At 57.3% G+C, this 19,442-nt stretch carries 20 protein-coding genes; 9 read left to right on the top strand and 11 right to left on the bottom strand.

Annotation, left to right across the window (positions count from 1 at the left end; translation table 11 throughout):
• Positions 1–11: 11 nt before the first annotated feature.
• The 6 genes from tatC to ubiE all read right to left on the bottom strand — a co-directional run bounded on the left by tatC (position 12) and on the right by ubiE (position 4,626).
• The gene (tatC, locus tag Q0796_RS05920; RefSeq protein ID WP_298441085.1) at positions 12–767 is read right to left on the bottom strand and encodes a twin-arginine translocase subunit TatC; all 756 of its coding nucleotides are present in this window, start codon (positions 765–767) and stop codon (positions 12–14) included.
• A 3-nt stretch (positions 768–770) separates the two neighbouring features.
• On the bottom strand, positions 771–1,172 hold the full coding sequence (gene tatB / locus Q0796_RS05915; protein WP_298441084.1) for a Sec-independent protein translocase protein TatB: 402 nt from the start codon (positions 1,170–1,172) through the stop codon (positions 771–773).
• Between the two features lie 6 nt (positions 1,173–1,178).
• Positions 1,179–1,424: a Sec-independent protein translocase subunit TatA gene (gene tatA / locus Q0796_RS05910; RefSeq protein ID WP_298441082.1), complete on the bottom strand. Its 246-nt coding sequence runs from the start codon at positions 1,422–1,424 to the stop codon at positions 1,179–1,181.
• A 75-nt stretch (positions 1,425–1,499) separates the two neighbouring features.
• Positions 1,500–3,131: a 2-polyprenylphenol 6-hydroxylase gene (gene ubiB, locus Q0796_RS05905; RefSeq protein WP_298441081.1), complete on the bottom strand. Its 1,632-nt coding sequence runs from the start codon at positions 3,129–3,131 to the stop codon at positions 1,500–1,502.
• A complete protein-coding gene (locus Q0796_RS05900; protein WP_298441079.1) occupies positions 3,128–3,730 on the bottom strand; it encodes an SCP2 sterol-binding domain-containing protein in 603 nt (200 codons plus the stop codon). The genes ubiB and Q0796_RS05900 overlap by 4 nt, the downstream gene beginning before the upstream one ends.
• A 140-nt stretch (positions 3,731–3,870) precedes the next feature.
• Complete coding sequence (ubiE, locus tag Q0796_RS05895; protein WP_298441077.1) at positions 3,871–4,626, bottom strand: bifunctional demethylmenaquinone methyltransferase/2-methoxy-6-polyprenyl-1,4-benzoquinol methylase UbiE; 756 nt, start codon at positions 4,624–4,626, stop codon at positions 3,871–3,873.
• Between the two features lie 120 nt (positions 4,627–4,746).
• Between ubiE and Q0796_RS05890 the strand changes: the two genes are divergently transcribed.
• Complete coding sequence (locus tag Q0796_RS05890; protein ID WP_298441075.1) at positions 4,747–5,424, top strand: transglutaminase-like cysteine peptidase; 678 nt, start codon at positions 4,747–4,749, stop codon at positions 5,422–5,424.
• The gene (locus Q0796_RS05885; protein ID WP_298441074.1) at positions 5,421–7,355 is read left to right on the top strand and encodes an EAL domain-containing protein; all 1,935 of its coding nucleotides are present in this window, start codon (positions 5,421–5,423) and stop codon (positions 7,353–7,355) included. Before Q0796_RS05890 ends, Q0796_RS05885 begins: the two co-directional genes overlap by 4 nt.
• A gap of 42 nt (positions 7,356–7,397) precedes the next feature.
• Here Q0796_RS05885 and rraA read toward each other — a convergent pair whose 3' ends face one another.
• Positions 7,398–7,883: a ribonuclease E activity regulator RraA gene (gene rraA / locus Q0796_RS05880; RefSeq protein ID WP_298441073.1), complete on the bottom strand. Its 486-nt coding sequence runs from the start codon at positions 7,881–7,883 to the stop codon at positions 7,398–7,400.
• Between the two features lie 259 nt (positions 7,884–8,142).
• Here rraA and Q0796_RS05875 point away from each other — a divergent pair, with 259 nt between their 5' ends.
• From Q0796_RS05875 to Q0796_RS05855, 5 genes are all read left to right on the top strand, one after another.
• Complete coding sequence (locus tag Q0796_RS05875; RefSeq protein ID WP_298441071.1) at positions 8,143–8,382, top strand: YgjV family protein; 240 nt, start codon at positions 8,143–8,145, stop codon at positions 8,380–8,382.
• A 304-nt stretch (positions 8,383–8,686) separates the two neighbouring features.
• Positions 8,687–9,205 (top strand): phosphatase PAP2 family protein, encoded by a 519-nt coding sequence (locus Q0796_RS05870; protein WP_298441070.1) that lies wholly within the window; start codon positions 8,687–8,689, stop codon positions 9,203–9,205.
• Between the two features lie 26 nt (positions 9,206–9,231).
• Positions 9,232–10,269 carry an MJ1255/VC2487 family glycosyltransferase gene (locus Q0796_RS05865; RefSeq protein ID WP_298441069.1) on the top strand — a complete coding sequence of 346 codons (1,038 nt, stop codon included), beginning with the start codon at positions 9,232–9,234 and terminating at the stop codon, positions 10,267–10,269.
• A gap of 133 nt (positions 10,270–10,402) precedes the next feature.
• Positions 10,403–11,848 carry a DUF2867 domain-containing protein gene (locus Q0796_RS05860; RefSeq protein ID WP_298441068.1) on the top strand — a complete coding sequence of 482 codons (1,446 nt, stop codon included), beginning with the start codon at positions 10,403–10,405 and terminating at the stop codon, positions 11,846–11,848.
• Between the two features lie 77 nt (positions 11,849–11,925).
• Positions 11,926–12,633 (top strand): rhomboid family intramembrane serine protease, encoded by a 708-nt coding sequence (locus tag Q0796_RS05855; RefSeq protein WP_298441066.1) that lies wholly within the window; start codon positions 11,926–11,928, stop codon positions 12,631–12,633.
• Positions 12,634–12,651: 18 nt separating this feature from the next.
• Here the strand turns inward: Q0796_RS05855 and Q0796_RS05850 are convergent, their stop codons facing one another.
• Positions 12,652–12,945: an acyl-CoA-binding protein gene (locus Q0796_RS05850; RefSeq protein ID WP_298441064.1), complete on the bottom strand. Its 294-nt coding sequence runs from the start codon at positions 12,943–12,945 to the stop codon at positions 12,652–12,654.
• A gap of 334 nt (positions 12,946–13,279) precedes the next feature.
• On the opposite strand from Q0796_RS05850, the gene Q0796_RS05845 reads away from it, so the two are divergent.
• Positions 13,280–15,883, top strand: a complete 2,604-nt coding sequence (locus tag Q0796_RS05845; protein ID WP_298441062.1) for a hypothetical protein — start codon at positions 13,280–13,282, stop codon at positions 15,881–15,883.
• A 138-nt stretch (positions 15,884–16,021) separates the two neighbouring features.
• Here Q0796_RS05845 and Q0796_RS05840 read toward each other — a convergent pair whose 3' ends face one another.
• Entirely contained in the window at positions 16,022–16,330 is a 309-nt protein-coding gene (locus tag Q0796_RS05840) for a YkgJ family cysteine cluster protein (RefSeq protein WP_298441060.1), read from the bottom strand.
• Positions 16,331–16,698: 368 nt separating this feature from the next.
• Between Q0796_RS05840 and Q0796_RS05835 the strand changes: the two genes are divergently transcribed.
• Positions 16,699–17,472: a siderophore-interacting protein gene (locus Q0796_RS05835; RefSeq protein WP_298441058.1), complete on the top strand. Its 774-nt coding sequence runs from the start codon at positions 16,699–16,701 to the stop codon at positions 17,470–17,472.
• Positions 17,473–17,500: 28 nt separating this feature from the next.
• Here Q0796_RS05835 and Q0796_RS05830 read toward each other — a convergent pair whose 3' ends face one another.
• Positions 17,501–18,727 (bottom strand): PcfJ domain-containing protein, encoded by a 1,227-nt coding sequence (locus Q0796_RS05830; protein WP_298441056.1) that lies wholly within the window; start codon positions 18,725–18,727, stop codon positions 17,501–17,503.
• A 321-nt stretch (positions 18,728–19,048) separates the two neighbouring features.
• The gene (locus Q0796_RS05825) at positions 19,049–19,441 is read right to left on the bottom strand and encodes a gamma-butyrobetaine hydroxylase-like domain-containing protein (RefSeq protein ID WP_298441055.1); all 393 of its coding nucleotides are present in this window, start codon (positions 19,439–19,441) and stop codon (positions 19,049–19,051) included.
• Between the last annotated feature and the right edge of the window lies 1 nt (position 19,442).

Genomic DNA, 19,442 nt, shown 5'->3' with positions numbered 1-19,442 from the left:
AAGGGGGCGCGTTAGGCGCTAGGATCTTCGGCGTCGCTGGCCTCGTCTTCATCGTCTGCGGGTTTGTACATGCGTGCAAACAGCAGACCGCCTTCAAACAACAACAGCATCGGCACCGCCAACATGGTCTGCGAGATCACATCCGGCGGGGTCAGGGCCATGCCGATGACAAATGCACCGACAACGATATATGGCCGTTTCTCTTTAAGACTGTCGACATCCGTCGCGCCAGTCCAGCACAGCAACACTACCGCGATTGGGATCTCAAATGCCAGTCCGAAGGCAAAGAACAGCTTTAACACGAAGTTTAAGTAACTGTTGATGTCGGTGGCGATCTGTACCCCTTCAGGGGCCACGCTGGTGAAGAAGCCAAACACCACGGGGAACACCAGGTAGTACGCAAAGGCGATACCGGCGTAGAACAAAATGGTGGAGGAGAACAGCAGCGGCATCACCATCCGTTTTTCATGCTTATACAGCCCTGGGGCGATAAAGGCCCAAGATTGGTACAACACCACCGGAATGGCGATAAAGAACGACAACACCAGCGTCAGTTTAAACGGGGCGAAGAACGGTGAGGCCACGTCGGTGGCGATCATCGACGCCGAATCTGGCATCACCGCTAACAGCGGCGCTGACAGGTAGTGATAGATGTCATTGGCCCAGTACGCGATGGAAAAGAACACCGCAAACACAGAACCGATGGCATACATCAGGCGATTTCTCAGCTCCATTAGGTGGCTGATTAGCGGTTGTTGCTCAGACATAGTTTAATCTTTTGCTGGGGTGCTGGAAGACGCGGGGGTGCTGGCGCTATCGGTCGGGGCAGGAGCGCTGGCCTCGGCTTTTAGATCCGCAGCGGCACCCGCTTCAGGGGCGGCGTAAGGCCGGTTAACCGAGGCTGCGGCATCGCGCAGCTGCTCAATTGATTTTTGCAGATCGGGATCCAAATCTTGCATGCCCCGTGCTTCGGCCTTTTTCAGATCCGCTTGCAGTTGCTCAATTTTAAGCTCCTGTTCCAGTTCGGAGCGAACCGAACCGGCCATGCGCTTTGCCGTGGTAAACCAGCGGGAGACAGTACGCACCGCCACCGGTAGACGCTCTGGCCCAAGTACCACCAAACCGATGACACAAACGACAATGATCTCAAAAAAGCCGAATCCATCGAACATAAACGATTACGCCTGCTCTTTGTTTTTCTGTTCGCTGGTTTCAGTCTTTTCAGCACTGGTGTCGGCTTTGTCTTCAACAGCCGCTTTCTCTTCTGGTGCGGCCTTCGCTGCATCGTCGTCGCCCATGGCTTTCTTAAAGCCCTTTACCGCACCGCCTAAATCACCGCCAATGCCGCGCAGTTTCTTTGTTCCAAACAGTAACACGACGATCAAAGCGACAATCAAAAGTTGCCAGATACCGAAATTGCCCATTGATGGCTCCATCTTTAGATAGTTGGACTGATGACTTATTCACCAGTGGAATTAACTTAAGTGTACCGCGCGTTGCTACGGTTTTCTAACTCGCCAGCCGATAATCCATGCCGCAAAGCCAAGCCCTGCGAGGACGGCGGAAGGCCAGATTGTAACGGTTTTGCCCAATAAGATTGTGCTTGAGATCACTAAAACACTGCCGCTGTGGAAGAACAAACTGCTTTTATGATGTCGTTGCCGTTGTGCAATGTAACGGTCAAGTAACCGTTCCGGCTGCTTGAGTAAATCTCTGCTGAGACTTAGGTTTTCGTGGATCATTGCCGGGATCTCCGGCAGCTTTTCCAGTGCGTCTGGGGCGGCATCGGTAAACCGTTGCCACTGGCTTTTGGGGCTTAATCGCTGGGCGTGCCACTCTTCCAAATAGGGCTTGGCGGTGGCCCACAGATCCAGCTCTGGGTACAGCTGCCGGCCTAATCCTTCTACGTACAATAAGGTTTTTTCCAGCAACACCAGTTGCGGCTTCACCACCATGCCAAAGTCGTGGGCGGTGCGGAACAGGTTCACCAGAACGTGGCCGAAGCTGATCTCCCCCAGTGGCAAGTTTTGCAGCGGCGCAAACACCTGCCGTAGGGCAAATTCAAACTCGCTCAGATCGGCGCTGGCATCCACCCAGCCCGTGGCCAAGAACACTTCCGCTAAGCGTTGGTAATCATGGCGGAAAAACGCCAAAAAGATCGCCGCCATGTCGCGTTTATCTTGCTCTGACAACTGGCCGACAATGCCGTAATCAATGCCGATGTAGTTGGGATTAGCGGGATCGGTTACGTCGATAAAGATGTTGCCCGGATGCATGTCGGCGTGGAAAAAGTTGTCGCGGAACACTTGGGTAAAGAACACTTCAACCCCGCGTTCAGCCAGCCGTTTCATGTCGGTGCCGTGGGCTTTTAAGCGGGCAATGTCGGTAACGGGCACGCCGTAGATCCGTTCAATTACCAGCAGATCCGGGTGGGAATATTGCGGGTAGATCTTCGGCACATAAAGGGCGTCAGAACCGTCAAAGTTGGCGCGGATGCGGCTGGCGTTGTCGCCCTCACGGGTTAAATCCAGCTCGGCCAAAATGGTGCGGCGGTAATCGGCAATCACCTCGACCGGGTGCAACCGTTGCCCCAGCTTGGTGGTGGCCAGCAGGCGTGCGCCCAGCTCCATCAGCTGCAGATCACCGTGGATCAACCGATCTATACCCGGGCGGATCACCTTCAGAACCACGTCATCGCCGCTGCCTTTGAGGCGGGCGCTGTGCACCTGTGCCACCGACGCCGATGCCATCGGCTGCGGATCAAACTGGTCAAAGTAGTCGTGTACCGAGCCACCCAGTGCGGCTTCGATGCGCGCGCGCGCAACCTTGGGATCAAACGGCGGCACCTGATCTTGCAGCTGCGCTAAGGCGTCGGCCAAATCGTCCGGCAGCAAATCGCGGCGGGTAGAGAGCATCTGCCCCAATTTGATGTAGACCGGCCCCAGCTCTTGCAGTGCCAGCTTTACCCGTTCGGGGGTAGGCTGATCCGCTGCCTTACGACCAACCCAAAACAGGCCCTTATCCAGCCAACGCAGCAGCCGCGGTTGGGTGCTGGGCAGCGCGTCGGTGAGGCGATATTGGCGCAGGGTTTTGCAAATGGTGTAGCCACGAGCCATGGCAGCAAGGCTCATAGCGACGACTCGTGTTGTTCAAGGCGCTGCTGTATGCGTTGCACCCGTTCGGCCAGCTGATCGACGTCGGCAACAAACTCGTTGAGCTCGGTTTGGCTTGGGGCCAGTTGCAGTTCGTCGCGCACAAAAACGGCGCTGTGGCGGCTTAAGCGGGACAGATCGGCGCTGGCGCGGTGCAAGATACTGCGACCGAGAGTATCGATGCGATGGGCCATGGCACCGCCCACCAGCTTGGCCAGCGGCTCGGCCAGATCCGGTTCAATGGCCCCTAATAAGGCGGCCAGTTGCCCGGCTAACTTGATGTCGCCATCCAGTTGCAGTTCGCCACTGCGAGAGAGCTCGGTCAGATTGGCGTTGTCTTTCAGCTTGGCTAAGGTCGAAACCGACAGCGCTAGACTGCAAGCGCAGTCGCCATCGTACTGGCTGTAGACTTGGATCGGATCGGTCATGATCAGATACAGCGGAAACGGCAATGGGTGAAGCTGCACACGCACCACTTGGCCCTGCCATTGGGCCAGTGGGGCGGAATGAGGATGTTGCTTTAGCAGGCGCGCGAGTGCAGTTTCAACTGCGCCTGCCAGCAAAGTAGATAGCTGCATGCCGTCCTATTTGGCTGGTGTATCAGTCCGGATCACCGCGCTCTGTTGCGCCGAAGCGCGCCCACTCAAAGTGGGGGCGAAGAGCCGCGGGGTGGGCTGACGGGGGGTCCCATCAGCCGCCGTGGACTGCTACCGAGTTTTTAGTACTTGTAGCCGCGGTGCAGGGCAACCACACCGTTGGTTAAGTTGACGTAGTCCGCTTGGTCGAAACCCGCTTCAATCATCATCTCTTTGAGCGTGTCCTGATCTGGGTGCATGCGAATGGACTCAGACAGGTAACGGTAAGATTCTGCATCGCCAGCAATCATCGAGCCCATGCGCGGGATGATCTGGAAGCTGTAGAAGTCGTAGGCTTTTTGCATTGCTGGGTTCAGTGGCTTGGAGAACTCCAACACCAACAGCTTGCCGCCAGGCTTCAAAATGCGCTGCATCGAACGCAACGCCTTGGCTTTATCGGTGACGTTACGCAGACCGAAAGCGATGGTGATCACATCGAAGTGATTATCAGGGAACGGCAGCGCTTCGGCGTTGGCTTGCACGTAGTTAACGTTGCCGACAATGCCGCGATCTTGCAGCTTGGCGCGGCCCACTTTCAGCATCGATTCGTTGATGTCTGCCAGCACCACTTCACCGGTGTTGCCCACCAGGTGCGAGAACTTAGCGGTCAGATCGCCGGTGCCACCGGCCAGATCCAAAATACGCATGCCCGGGCGAACGGCGGCACATTCGATGGTAAAGCGCTTCCAATAACGGTGTACGCCAAACGACATGACGTCGTTCATCAAGTCGTACTTTGAGGCAACAGAATGGAACACATCAGCCACCATGTCGGCTTTGCGGTTCGCATCTACATCTTGGTACCCAAAGTGGGTCTTGTTTTCGCCGTTGTCGGCCATGCTACTCAATCCTGTGTTTGCATCCTGAAACTGGTCACAGTCTACACTCATAACGCAACCAACAAAAATGACGCGATACCAATCCTTTGAGGTTGGACGCACACAAATAGGAAGGGTGGGTTGTTACTGCGAATTTTTCTCTGCTTGGGGATCTTATGGCCGAGGTGGGCACTGGCCGAGCCGGAGCCTGCGGCGCGCTGGCAGCGCTTTTTTAGCGACGCACGGCTGCAGGCGGTCGAGCAGCAATATGGCGCCGCTGGGCGGCAACGGGTGCTGCAGTTACGCCGCTGGTTAACCACAGAAACCCAGCAGTCGCGCTCGGTGCAGGCACAGTTGCAGCGCACCAACAGTTACTTCAACCAATTAACCTTTGTCAGTGATGCCGAACATTGGCAGCGCAGCGACTATTGGGCCACGCCACTGGAGATGGTGGCCAGTGGCGGTGGTGATTGCGAAGATTTCACCATTGCGAAGTATTTTGCCCTGCGTGCCATCGGCATCGAAGCGGAGCGGCTGCGGCTGATGTACGTTAAGGCGGTAACCCTGAACCAACCGCACATGGTGCTGCTGTATCTGGCCAGCAAGGATGCGATGCCGTTGGTGCTGGATAACTTGCAAGATCAGGTGCAAACCGGCGCCGAGCGGCCGGATCTGGTGCCGGTATACAGCTTCAATGCGGAAGGGTTGTGGCGGGCGCGTGCCTTTGATCAAGGGGTGCAGCTGAAAGCCGGTGACAGCGGTGTCGATCTGTGGGGCGATCTGCTCCGAAGAATGTTGCAAGAGGAGGCGCAGGGATGACCCTATTTCGCGTGTTACTGCTGGGGTTGGTGCTGCTTATCAGCGTGATCAGCGCCGCCAGCATCGGCATCTACTTACGAGCCAGCCAGCAGTTTTTAGCGCAGCAATTGGCGGCGCACGGGCAGGATACAGCCACCTCGTTAGGGTTGTCGTTAACGCCGGTGCTGTCGCAACCGGATTGGGTGTTGGCGCAGTCGCTGCTCGACAGCATTTTTGATCAGGGCGACTTTACCTACATTCGCTTGCAAAGCATCGATGGCAGCCAGCGCTTGCAGCGCCAACGGCCAGCCAGTGAACGACAGGTACCCGCGTGGTTCGACCGCGCTCTGCCGCTGCAAGCGCCGATAATGCGCAGCGACGTGAATGGCCAATGGCGGTTGGTGGCCACCGTTGAAGTGCAAGTCAGCGTGGCCGCCAGCAAACGGTTGCTGTGGCACATTTGCCAACAGGCCTTATTGGCGGCATTGGTGATCGCCAGCTTGGCGCTGCTGTTTGGCAGCTGGTTGCTGCGCCGCTTGCTGCGGCCGCTGCAACTGGCCGAGCAACAAGCCAATGGCCTGCGGCGGCACCGCTATCTACGGCAAGCGCATCTGCCGCGCATTCGCGAGATGGCATCGCTGGTACGCACCATGAATTTGATGGTGGATAACTCGGAAGCGATGTTCAAGCAGCAATGCGTGCGGATGGAGCGCCTGCGTAAGCAAACCCTGCAAGACGATGAAACCGGATTGGGCAACCTGAGCCGCTATCGGCAGCGGCTAGAGCAGGCGCTGAAAGATCGCGAGCACCAAGGCGGGGTGGTGGTGAAGCTGCACCTAACCGGCATGGATAAAGTGGAATTAAAGGGCGGCATCGGTGGCGAACAAACCCTGCTGGAAAAGATCGCGGCGCTGCTGCATGAACTGGCGTTACAGCTGCCCCAAGGGCGGGCGTACCGCATCGGTTTTGCGGATTTCATTTTGCTGTTTCCCGGAGTCGCAGGCCACGACGTGGCCGAGCTGGAAAGCAACACGCGGCAGCAACTGAGCGTGTTGTTGCGCCAAGCGGGAGGCGAGCGGGTGTTAATGGCCGCCTGTGATTATCAACTGGATCAAACCAGCACCGAGCTGGAGCAGCGGTTAGAGCAGACCCTGTCGGACGCCTTGGGCAGCGCCGCCATGAGCGTGTTTCAGTATCACCCCAGCGAGCAACCGCCGCTGTTGCTGGCAGCGCAAGGCGAGCTGTTGAACAAGTTGCTGACCACCCCACCGCGGTTGCTGGCGCAGCCAGTGCAAGATCGCAATGGCCAGGTGCTGCATCAAGAGTTACTGACCCGCTTTAGCGACGGCAAGCGCTGGTATAACCCGGCACCGGTGATGGCGATGGTGGCGCGGCAACAGTGCTTTAAGCAGTTTGACTTGTGGGTGTTAACCGCGCTGCTGGAGCGCCTGAAACTGCGCCAACACCGCTATCCAGTAAGCTGCAACCTAACCGCCGAATCGGTGTTGGATCCGTTGTTAAGCGGGCAGCTGCAACGGCGCTTACGCCACCACTGGTCGCAATTGGCGTTGGAGATCCCCGAGCGGGCGCTGCTGATTGATGCCGAGCTGACCCAGCGTTTTATCAGCACCATGAGCCAAGCGGGTGCGCGATTGTGGCTGGATCACACCACCCCATCCGGCATGGTGTTGATGGCGCAACCGGGGCTCGAGGGGATCAAGCTGGATCCGGGCTATACCCGCGCCTTATTAACCGACAGCGGCAGCAGCGATTTGATCGAGATGATGATTGCGGCGGCGCACAGCCGTGGCATCAAGGTGGTGGCGCAACAGGTCGAAGAACCGGAACTGGCGCAAAAACTGTGGCAACTGGGGATCGATGGAGTGCAGGGTTTTGGGGTGGGGGAGCTGCGTCCCTTTAGTGCGGCCGATGGCCCCGTGGCGCTGAAGTAGCGCCACCGCATGGTAAGTTGAGGCCATTATTACCGGAGGCGGTTAATCCACATCCAGCGGATCTTGCGATAACACCATCCCGGTGCTGTCGGCATAGAGGTGATCCCCCGGCCAGAAGGTCACCCCAGCAAAGTTGATCGGCAGATCCTGCTGACCTTCGCCCTGTTGCCCCGCCAAGACTGGGATCGACGCCAGCGCCATGATGCCAATGTCGAGCTCTTCCAGCAGATCCACATCGCGCACCGCGCCAAACACCACAATGCCTTGCCACTGATGCTCTACCGCTAAGCTAGCGAGTTGCTGATCCAGCAGCGCCCGTCGCATCGAGCCGCCGCCATCGATCAGCAAAATCTTGTGGTCGCCGTCTTGGCTTAGCACCTCATGAAGGACGCTGTTGTCTTCAAAACACTTAATGGTTTGCACCTGCCCCCCAAAAGAGAGACGGCCGCCAAAGTGGCTAAAAATAGGTTCCAGCACATCAAGCTGATCGCCGTACAGATCGCACAGCGCCGAAGTGTTGTATTGCATTACAGGGCTCCCGCAAACGGTATTGTGTCGAAAATAGCGAACTGGCTTGCATTTGCAATGGCAGCGGCCGAATTCGAGGGCTGCATCCGGTATTGTTCTAAATCACGAACTTAGAGTTTTCAAATATGACCCATGTCACAAACTCTCAATGGCGGAATAGAGGCGCAAGTGTCTTCACTGCTATTATCGGCTTCTAATTAGACAGGGCACTACCAAGTAACAACGCTTACTAGGGGCCCGCAATTGAGGCACTTCCCCCATGGAATTAAACCTAGTTGAGATCGTTGGCTACGCCGCATCCGTATTTGTTGCTGTTTCTTTGATGATGACCAACGTCACCAAGCTGCGCTGGATCAACATGACCGGCTGTATCTTGTTTGTGATTTACGGCGCGTCCATTGGCGCCTGGCCTGTTGCGTTGATGAACGGCTTCTGTGTTGGTATCAACATCTACAACCTGATCAAGCTGAACCGCGAAAAAAGCGCCCAAGCCGCGTAATCGCCGTTTCATCGGTCAGACAACCCCAACTGGGCTTTGCCCAGTTGGGGTTTTGTGGTTTTAGGGCGGCCCCAAACGCCCGCCGTGCCATCTTCCCCTGAGCCACAAGCCACAAGCCACAAGCCACAAGCCACAAGCCACAAGCCACAAGCCACAAGCCACAAGCCACAAGCTACAGCACGCGCCAGATCATCACGGCAACCACACTGCCTTGGTGCGTGTCACCGTAGTTTCCTCCGCCTGTCACCGCATTGTCATTGCCATTGGCCACCTTGAGTGCAGACAATTTCGGTGGGAGTACGTCATGTGGCAATTTCTTGATCAGCACGACCGAGCCTTTATGGGGCGGATGCAACATCTGCCCTACCTGCGGATCTGGCGGGGCAGCGCCCGCTGGTTCTCGTTAAGTGGCGACGGCGGCGGTTACGCGTTGGTCATCGTGTTACTGACTTGCAGCGGCGGCGAGCGGGGGCTCGAGCTGTTGCGCTTTGCCTTGCTGGCCTTTGCCATCGAACTGCCACTGTATTGGTTGTTAAAAAACAGCTTAAAACGAGCTCGCCCGTGCCACGCCCTCGCCAATGTGGCGTCCATCGTTCAACCCCACGATAAATTCAGTTTGCCCTCGGGCCATTGTGCCGCCGCCTTTGTGTTTGCCAGTGTGCTGAGCTGGTATTGGCCACCACTGACGCCCTTGGCTTACGGCTGGGCCGCCGCCGTCGGGTTTTCCCGTGTGGTGTTGGGGGTGCATTACCTCGGGGATGTGTTGGTGGGCGCGCTGCTTGGCGGCGGTGCGGCGTGGCTCAGTTTCTATTTGCTGGGTTAACCCAGCCATTGCGATTAAGGAAGATGATGCGAATTCTTTATGGGGTGCAGGGCACGGGCAACGGTCATCTGACCCGAGCGCGGGTACTGGCGCCGGCGTTAGCGAAAGCGGGGATCGACGTGGACTACCTGTTTTCTGGCCGCGACCGCGAGCAGTTCTTTGATATGCAGCCCTTTGGGGATTTTGATTGTCGCCAAGGGCTGACGTTCGTCAGTCGCGATGGGGCGGTGCAGCTGCTGCAAACGGCGCGGCACAACAACCTGTGGCAATGGTGGCAGGATGTGCGCCAGCTGGATCTGTCGGGCTACGATCTGGTGTTAAACGACTTTGAGCCGATCACCGCCTGGGCGGCGAAACGACAGGGGCTGCCTTGCATCGGCATTAGCCACCAAAATGCGTTTCAACACCCGGTGCCGATGACCGGCGATGGCGTGGTTAATCGACTGATCATGGATCACTTTGCGCCGGCCACCGTGGCGCTGGGTTGCCATTGGCATCACTTTGGCTGCGATCTGTTGCCGCCCTTCATCGAACCGCTGCAAGTGGCGCCACACGGAACGGGGCGGGTGCTGGTGTATCTGCCGTTTGAAGCGGCCGACACCATTGCCACGTTGCTGGGGCAGCTGCCGCAGCAGTCGTTTGCGGTGTTTCATGGCAGCCCAGCACCGGCGGGGTTAGCGGCGAATGTGCAGTGGCATGGCTTTAGCCGCGATGGTTTTCAGCAAGAGTTGTCCGCCTGCGCTGGGGTGATCTGCTCGGCGGGGTTTGAGCTGGTGTCAGAGGCGCTGGTGTTGGGCAAAAAGCTGCTGTTGAAACCGCTGCAGGGCCAGTTTGAACAGCTGTCGAACGCCATGGCCTTAGAGCTGCTAGGCGCGGCCAAAGTGATGAAGCACTTAGAGCCAAGCCAGATTGAAACGTGGTTGGGGCAATCGGGGATCGATCCGATCGTGTACCCGCCAATGGGCGATGCGTTAGTGCAGTGGCTGCAGTTGCGGCAATGGGATGACGTGAGCGAGCTGTGCCGCTTAGCGTGGCAGCAAAGTGAGCTGCCAGAGGCATGGTAGCACAAGTGGGCATAACGCGGGGCGGCTAGGCGCGATGCCGCGACGACGATTTCGCTGGGCGGTTATTGCGGCAAAAGTACGCTGGGGCAACTAGGGTTGTGATCAAGCCCATTTGCTAAAGCGTAACAACCACATGGACAGAAATTGCCGCACAGTGATTATTGGTGCCAGCGGTTTTGTTGGCACCCATCTGACCGATGCCTTGCTGCAGGATGGCCTGCAGCCGCGCCTTGCTGGTCGCGATCTCAGTAAACTGAGCCGCCCCAACTGGCAGCACTGCGATAAGGTGAGGCTGGATCTGCTGCAGTCGAGCACCTTGGCTGCGGCATTGGCGCAGATCGACGTGGTTTATTTTCTGGTGCACGCGATGACCGAAGGCAAAGGTTATCAGCAGCGAGAGCGGCAAGGAGCCGCCAATCTGGCCAACGCGGCCGCCGCTGCAGGGGTTAAGCGGATCATCTACCTTGGGGCGGTGTGCCCCCGTGGCGCCCATTCCACCCATTTGGATAGTCGTACCGCCACCGGCGAGGTGCTGCGTCAAGGGACGGTGCCCGTGATTGAGCTGCGCGCGCCGGTGATCATCGGCGCGGGTTCGGCGGCGTTTGAAGTGATGCGCGATCTGGTGGCCAACCTGCCAGTGATGATCACCCCCCGCTGGGTGCGGTCGAAAATGGCGCCCATCGCCATCGACGATCTGCTGTTTTACCTGCGGGCGTTGGCACAAAGCGACGATGTTGATGGTCAGATCTTTAACGCCGCCGGGCCAGAGGAACTGAGCTATCAGCAGCAGATGCAAAAGCTGGCGCACTTGCTGCGGCGTAAGATCCGCATCATCGGGGTGCCGTTGTTGTCGCCGGCGTTGTCGGCTCATTGGTTGCGCTTTATCACCTCGGTACCCGAAGGGATCGCCCGGGCGCTGATCGGCGGCCTAAAGCAAGATCTGCTGTGCGACAGCAGCGCCATAGAGCTCCGCTTCCCGAGGCCATTATTGGGTTTTGATGACGCCGTCAAAGCCGCGCTGGCGCAAGAGCAAGCGCAGTTGCTGGCGCAGGATCCCAGCATCGCCCTGCTGCTGAAACAACGTTGGCGTGCCAACTACGGTTTCTACCCCAAACAGGAGCGAGCCACGGTCTTCATTGATGCCAGCCCCGAGCAAGTGTGGCGGCAGCTGTGCCAGATCGGCGGGCGCCATCGCTACTTTGCCCTTGATCCACTGTGGCGGATCCGTGAATTACTGGATGCGATGGTGGGCGGCGAGGGCATGAACTACTACCGCCGCGATCCCAACCACCTGCAACAGGGGGATCGCATCGATTCGTGGCGGGTGGCGGAGTGCATCGACGCCCAACGACTGACTTTGCATTTTGGCATGAAGGCGCCGGGCATGGGGGGGCTCACCTTTGTGCTTACCCCGCAAGGCCAAGGCTGCCAGCTGCTGGTGAGGTGTTGGTGGTATCCCGCGGGCGCCCCCGGCTTACTGTATTGGTGGGCGATGCTGCCAGCCCACGCGGTGATCTTTCAGCGCATGGGCGAAAACATTCGCCGCTTGAGTCTGCATCAAAGCCCCGCCCCAACTTGAAGCACTGCTGCCCCGCCCCAAGTAATAAATAAGTGGCCACAACGGTCTGATATGGTGATGGTGGCAAAGGAGTGGTGATGAAACGAATAAGCCAAGCTCTGCGCCCATTAAAGCGCAGCATTCAGCTGAGCGTTGGCTTTGCCGCGCTGTTATGGCTGATTTGGATGGTGGCAACCCTGTTGGGCCTGTCGCTGCACCAATGGGGGATCTACCCGCGCGAACTCAGCGGCGCTTGGGGCATTTTAACCGCGCCGTTGATCCACGGCTCGGCCTCGCACTTAGCGGCCAACAGCACTGGGGTAGTGGTGTTGGGGGCGGCGCTGTTGTACGGCTACCCCAACAGCCGCTGGAAGGTACTGGCCATCATCTGGTTGGTGGCTGGGGTGGGCGTTTGGCTTACGGGCCGCGGCAGTTATCACTTTGGCGCTTCTGGGTTAACCCACGGGTTGTTTTTCTTCTTGCTGGTGGGCAGCTTGGTGCGCCGCGATGGCCGCTCAATTGCGCTGATGATGGTGGCGTTCTTTATGTTTGGCGGCATGCTGTATGGGGTGCTGCCACGGGATCCGAGCGTGTCGTTTGAATCGCATCTGTTTGGTGGCGTGGGCGGGGTGCTGGCGGCGCTGTGGTATGGCCGTGCCGATCCGCTGCCGCCGCGCAAACGCTATCAGTGGGAGCAGTCCGATGACGATCCCACCGACGGCTTGTGGCAGCAAGAGCCAGAACAAGACGAGGCCCGTGAACAGTTTCGCCAAGCCCAGCGTGAACGGCTAAATCGTCACTCTTAAGTCGCTGGGTTGGCGCAGTTAATGGCAGACTTGGCTGCGGCCAATGGCCTCGGCCAGTTCAATGTAGTGGCGCATCGCTTGTTCTGCGCTCAGCCCTTTGACATCTTGCCAGGCGCCATATTTGGAAAACTCGATGGTTTGCCACGGGGCGGGCACCGTTCGCGAGTTATTGCCAAAGCGCGCCTGTTGGTGCAAGCCATACAGCCGCAATTTGGTGGCACTGTCTACCTGATAAGGCAGCTGCCGCATCTGCATTACCGCCCGTTCAAACTGCTGTTGTAGCCGCTCCATAACCACCTCGAATTGATCCACTTGGCTGATTACTATCCTCTGCCTTGGCCACGGGCATATTGTTATAGATCAAACCCTTGGCTGCTGCTGAACACAATCTGGCTGGGGCGGATAACAAGGCGCAATCACAGCATAAATGTTAGCTTTACTGATCCCCAGCGCCGTTTCTAAAACTCATTACAAATCAAATGTTAATCGCTAAGTGAGCGCCTTGTAGGGGCGATTGGCAAGTGGGGCCGGGGCCACAGGCTTTAGCCAAGATTGGCTACACTTGAGATCCGTTATCGCATCGGTGGTCACAGCAGCACGCATTCTGGTGGTTTGGGCCCGACACATTGAGAAATAGAACGATCAGATGGTGAAGTTTGTAAGCCGTTGCTGGTGTCTGCTGGCCATTGTGCTGTTGGCGCCCGCCGTCTTGGCACAGGCGGGCTTGGCCCGCGATGTGGTGGGTTTTAATGGCCACAACAGCTACGGCCAAATCGAGCCGTGGCAACCCAGCGGCAACTTCAAAGTGTTGGCGTGGTTTCGCAACCTCAATGCCGATGCAGATGCTCGCACGGTGTTGTTGTCTTCCGCCAGCAGCCACGAGTTTTTGGCGTTCAGCCACCACAGCGTGCAGGGGCGCTGGGGCGGGCGCTACCCAGGGATCTTCGGCAAATTTGAATTTCAGCGCAGTGGCTTTATTGAGCTGACGGTGGCGCAAGGCCGATTGAGTGTCAGCGATGGTCGTCAGCAGCACAGCAAAAGCGATCCCGCCATTCGCCCAGCCAGCGTCAGTTACGATTGGATCTATCGCCGTGGCGATCAGGATTTTTCTCAAGGTGGCTTGCAGGCATTGGTGCTGCTGGATCTCAACAACAGCGACAATTCCCGCGCCTATGGCTTTGTGCGTGGCCACGGCATGATCGGCATCAATGGCGGCATTAATGGCGACATAGAGGACAGCACCGAGGACAGCGCCGTTGGCAATGCTGTTGGCCGCCTTATCGGCGTGGCCGCCACCGATTGGCAGCGCAGCCAACGGCGGTTACCCAACCCCGCCCCGGCGGTGTTTGCCGCGGCTGACTGGCAACGGTTGTTTGGTACGACCGACGGCGCGGAGTCAGCACTGGCTTCAGCCTCAACATCGATAGCGGCAGGCGAGCAAGCACTAAGGCCGAAAGCAATACCAGCATCAAGGCCAACCCTCAGCGCATCAACTGCAACGTTAAATCCAGCGCCACAGCCGCTGCAATCGATGCCGCCGCTCTCGGCATCTCGTTCGCCGCTGCTGGGGGCAGATGGCCAAGCGCTGCATTTCAGCGGCAGTGGCTATGCCGAACTCTCGCCGTGGCAAAGTGAAGGCAGCATCAAGCTGGTGGCGTGGTTGCAGCGTTTGCCAAACTCGGCTGAGACAATCACCACCTTACTGGCCAACGACAATGGCGATTACCTGGGTTTCAGTCATCAGCAAGTGCATGGCCGCTGGTTGGGGCACGAGTTTCGCTTGGGGCAGCTGCAGTTACCTCAGCGGCGTTATCTTGAGATAACCATCAGTGCTGGGCAGATCCGCGTTTCTGATGGGGCCAATCATGCCGAGTTAGGGTTGGGCTTATTCGATCCCACCGCCCTATCGTGGCAGTACCTCTATTTTAATGGTCAAACCCCATCCACGGGGGCGCTGCAAGGGCTGGCGTTGATTGATGGCCGCAACCACCGCAACAGCCGCAACATCGCTTTTGCTAACGGCAAGGTGTTGCAGCGCAGCGCCGATCCACAGGCCCGGGTGACGTTGCACCACGTCAGCAGCAGCGACTGGTTGCCGCTGAACGGCAATGTGGCGGTGCCTGCGGCTCACATCGCGAATCAACAGCAGTGGGATCGGTGGTTTGCCCATAACTACCCCAATCAGCGGCCGCTATTGGGGGTAACCGATGGCAACGACGGCGAGCGTTTTACGTGGGAAGGCCATTATTGGCTGCGCGCTTACGTCACCATGGCGCAAACCTATAACGACGACCGCTATCTGGATTACGCGGTTGAGCTGGCGGATCACATCATGGCCAATACCGACGCGATGCGGGTGAGCCGTGGCGAGCTGAACCTGCACGCCCAGCCCTACAATGTTGCCCCCAAGCCCTACCTAAATCATGGTTCCTTGCCGGTGCCCGGTTGGCGGCGACCATTTCGAGGCTGGCGCTCGGAAGTGCTGACCGATGGGGTGATCCTCAGTGGCATTTTGCGCTTAGTGGATCACATTAAAACGGCGCAGAAGCACGATTATTTGGCCGCCGCCGATCGCTATTTAGCGCAAAGCGTGGCGATAATTCGCAGCCATGACAGCTCCTACAGCACCAGCAAAAATCCGCAGATCAGCGGCTCTTACCACTACGTTAATTTCAAAAACAGGGTGATTGGCGATCGCGGTTTATTTACCAAACCACTGCCGTTCAATCACAGCGTGTCGATGGCCACGGCAATGATGTTGGCGCACCGCTGGCATGATGACAGCGAGGATCTGCAGCAAAAGGCGGCGCAGCTGCTGCGTTTTTTGCTGGCCAATATGGAACTGAAATCCGGCGGTTACTGCCATTGGAGCTACGCTTTTGACCCGAAAGGCCGAGCCCATGAAAAAATCGAAGATCTGAATCACGGCCACCTAGAGGTGGGCTTTGTGCTGATGGCGCATCAATTGGGGTATGGCGATCTCAGCCCGCAGTTGCAGTGCATGGCCAACACCCTGATGCAGCAGGTGGCGCAACCGCCGGCGATGCTCAGTTTTGGGGTGGATGGCAGCGGCGTCAGCAATCGCTTTGAACAGTTGGCGTTGGGGTACGATTGGCTGGAACTGCAGCCGTGGGATCGGCGGATCCTGCCGTTAACCCAGCACCAGTTACGCCATTATGGCGAACCAACCTGGCACCGCAGTTTCTACATCTGGGCACGAATGCTGTGGTGGCAACAGCAGGGCTCATAAGCGGAGCGGGCGACGTTTTAATTTATATAAACTAATGGGTTGTATATATAAATAACATTCTCTCCTTAAATAAGGCCGAGCATATTTTATGTCGCTGTGAATGCAAGCATAGGCCGCAGGAAAAGGAGGGCCGTGTGGTTAATTAGTTTGAGCGTTGCCCATTTTTTCATTACGTTCGTTAATGCACTCGTACGAGGCCATCTCAAATTCGCGGCACACCCAAGGTCGATTTTCATAGATGGTGCACATGAGGGTTTCTCGATCCAGTGCCGAGCACCGGCCATCGTCTAGGCGCAGCATGGTTTCGCTGCCATAGCGATCAACGTGAATATGGCGTTCAGGCACCCCAGTATCGGAGATGATCATCACTTCTAAGCTGCAACAACAGGCCTGACAATTAGCGCAAGTTACTTCTGGGGTATGCAACTCGTTAACTTCAATATTCATACATCACAACAACTCAAATTCAATCGGTTATTGTACGCGATTTTATGGTTTTTTCCGAATGATTAAATTAATGTCATTCGGATTCATCGTTACTTGCGGAGTGAAAGAAACGGTTGGTTTTCATTTAATTCCAGTTAAATAAAACGTTACTGTTGCGGGGGAAAAATAATTCGCCGGTATTCCTTGCGAAATATAAGCTTGGCAAAGTGTTGTTTTGTGAATATAAGCGTTCGACTCCGCACCGCCACCACGTGCGGCGGGATTGGCCTATGGCGCCAAAGTGGCCGAAAAAGTAGCCGCAAAAGTGGTTGTGAAAAAGCCTATACTTCTGTGGTAAAGTTCTTTAATTGAAAATGAGAACTATTAGCATGAAGAAAAAGCCAACCCCGCAACAACTCACCGTAATTGACTCGCGCCAAATCAGCCCCAATGTTCAGCGTCTCGTCCTGCAAGGGGATGATCAGACTGAGCTGCCGCAGGAGTGCGCCGGGGGATACATCAAATTGATGTTTACCGACCGTGGCGATACCGATCTTGGTGGCTTAGCCGAGGGGCAACGGCCAACGCTTCGCACCTACACCATCCGCCGGGTGCCGCCCCAGCCACACAGCATGGAAGTGGACTTTGTGCGCCATACGACCACCGCCACCGACTGGGGCTTTGCCGCTCGTTGGGCGATGAATGCCAAGCTGGGTGACACCATTTCCATTGCCGGGATCGGCTCGGCAAGCCCGATCAACCTTGAAGCGGATTGGTTTTTTATGGTGGCGGATCTGACCTCGCTGCCTGCATTGATTACCCAGTTTGAGCGGTTACCGGCCAACGCAACGGGTTACGCGGTGATCCAAGTGCCAGAGCTGGCAGATAAGCAGCCGCTGACGGTGCCTGAAAACCTGCAACTGATCTGGATCAGTGGGGCCGAGTCGCTTGCAACCACCGTGCGGGCACTGCCGTGGTTAGCGGGTCGCGCTGCGGTCTGGAGCGCCTGTGAATTCGAGCAAATGCGCGCCCTGCGGCACTACTTTCGCAATGACCAAGCGGTGGCGCGTGAACGCATCTACATCAGCAGTTACTGGAAGCAAGGGGTGTCGGAAGACGGCCACAAACGGTTAAAGCGTCAAGACGCCGAAGCCGCCAACTAGGGGAAGGGAACCGTATTCGCTTTGGCCATTAGAGCTGCGAAGGTTGCTGTTGCAGCCACTGGATCACCGCATCGCGAGTGCTTGGGCTAATGGCGCGATTGCTGGGCCCTTGCAGTTGACTGATCTGCAATTGCGGTCGGCCAAGGCGCTTTTTCAGCTGCAAGCCTAAGGTCGCTCGCTCGGGCTGCAGCACACGGTAGATAAAGTAATTGCCCCCCACCAGTTGCTGATGATAGCTGCGAACACAATGGCGCATGCTGGCGCCTTCATCGCACAGCTCGGTAAAGGTGGTGATGGGGCTCAGCCGTTCGTCGCCAGCGAACGGCGCAAGTGGGTAGCGGTAGTCCCCTTCCGGCTCATTGGTTGGCTCCTGATCGGTGAAGATCAGCTCCTCATCCAGATCCACCTGTGGGGGCAGCACGGGTCGCTGGGCATTCAAGCGATCGGTCCAGCGGTCGTGCAGGGCAAACAGCGCCGTTACGTTGGTTAAGGCAGCGATCTGGCGCTGCCGCTGCGGGTTGCCCAAGGCGTGCCCCAAGCGATCACAGTCGCCGATGGTCGTAAGCAATCGCTCACGCTGATAGCGGTGTTGCGGCTGACACAGCACCTGCAATAGCGGCGTACCCAGCAGCCACGGATGGCGCCGTTGTGGATCCTGCCCTTGAGCCAGCGCCAGCACCCAATCGTTCAACACGGGCTGATGACGACATCGATCCATGCAGGCCGCGTCCGCCAACAGCCGTTGCAGCAGTTGGATCCCGCGCATTTTGTAGCGTTCGGTTTGGTACCTATCCAGCAGAGCTAGGCTGCGTTTACTGGCGGGCAGATCCAGCACTGCCAAGGCTTGGCGCTGCCCTTGGTTAGCGGCCTGCACCAACTGGCTGCGATCGCTGATAAGGAAATACAGCATCGCCAGCAAAGTGGGGCGCAGCTGCAGCAGTTCGCACACACTGCGATGGCGGCTGGCCAGTTGCAGGATGGCAAAGGCGTTGTGGCCAAACAGGCGGGCGTGCTCTAAACAGCCGTGAGGAAAGCTGGCCAAAAACGGCTGCAGCTGCGGTTTTTCTTCCAAGATAGGGATCAGATCGATGCCCAAATCATGGCCTTGCTGACGTTGGCGGTTGCCGTGTTGATCCACCACCCACCAGATCAAGCCGTCGGCCCAACCGGAGAGGATCAGCTGACAGTGCAGCCCTTGGCAGCTGCCGGTATCAATGTGCAGATGGTGATTGGCACTCAGGGAAAATTGGAACATGGCCGCCGTGTTTTGCTGCGATTGGGCGTTCCAGTTTAGCGGATCCCGATGGGATTTTGGTTGGATAAATATCTGTTTTTTCGTTGGTAAGTGGTTGCTTCTGGCTTAGGGCAAGTGCCCCGCCTGACGGCGCCAGCAGTAAGGTGATGGCCGAGGTGCCACGGCCTCAGTCATCGGGCGAAATTAAGCTAACAGGCTGGCTTTGTGCACGCCCAGTGGCGCGCCAGCAGGGCAGCAAAAAACCACGCCAAGGCGTGGTTTTTATGGGGTTACCGGAACGCACCAGCGCGGGCTAACTCGATTCAGCCAAGGTGGCGCGGCTTAATCTTTACTGGCGTCGTGGAACTGCACGTTCAGTGGGATCAGCGGTTCGCGGCTGGCTTTGGCGGCTTTTAACCGAGTCAGATACTCTTCAAAGTGGCTGGCTTGGTTGCGCCCCAAATCGTGCAGCACATCCCAGCTGAATAAACCGGTGTTGTGGCCATCATCGAAGTGCAGCTTCACCGCGTAGTTGCCTACCGGTTCAATCTTATCGATGTTAACCATGCGCTTGTTGGTAACCAATTGCGGGTTGCCGTGGCCATGCACTTCGGCCGAGGGTGAGCACACCCGCAGCAGTTCACAGCTGATGCTGAACTGGTTCTTATTAGAGAAGGTCACCTCTAATAAGCGCGAGGTGCGCTTCAGTTTCAGCGCGGTAACGGTTGGGCCCATG

It is taken from the genome of uncultured Ferrimonas sp. (assembly GCF_947489035.1).
Classification (GTDB): Bacteria; Pseudomonadota; Gammaproteobacteria; order Enterobacterales; family Shewanellaceae; genus Ferrimonas.
This window is presented reverse-complemented; position numbering and strand designations above follow the sequence as displayed.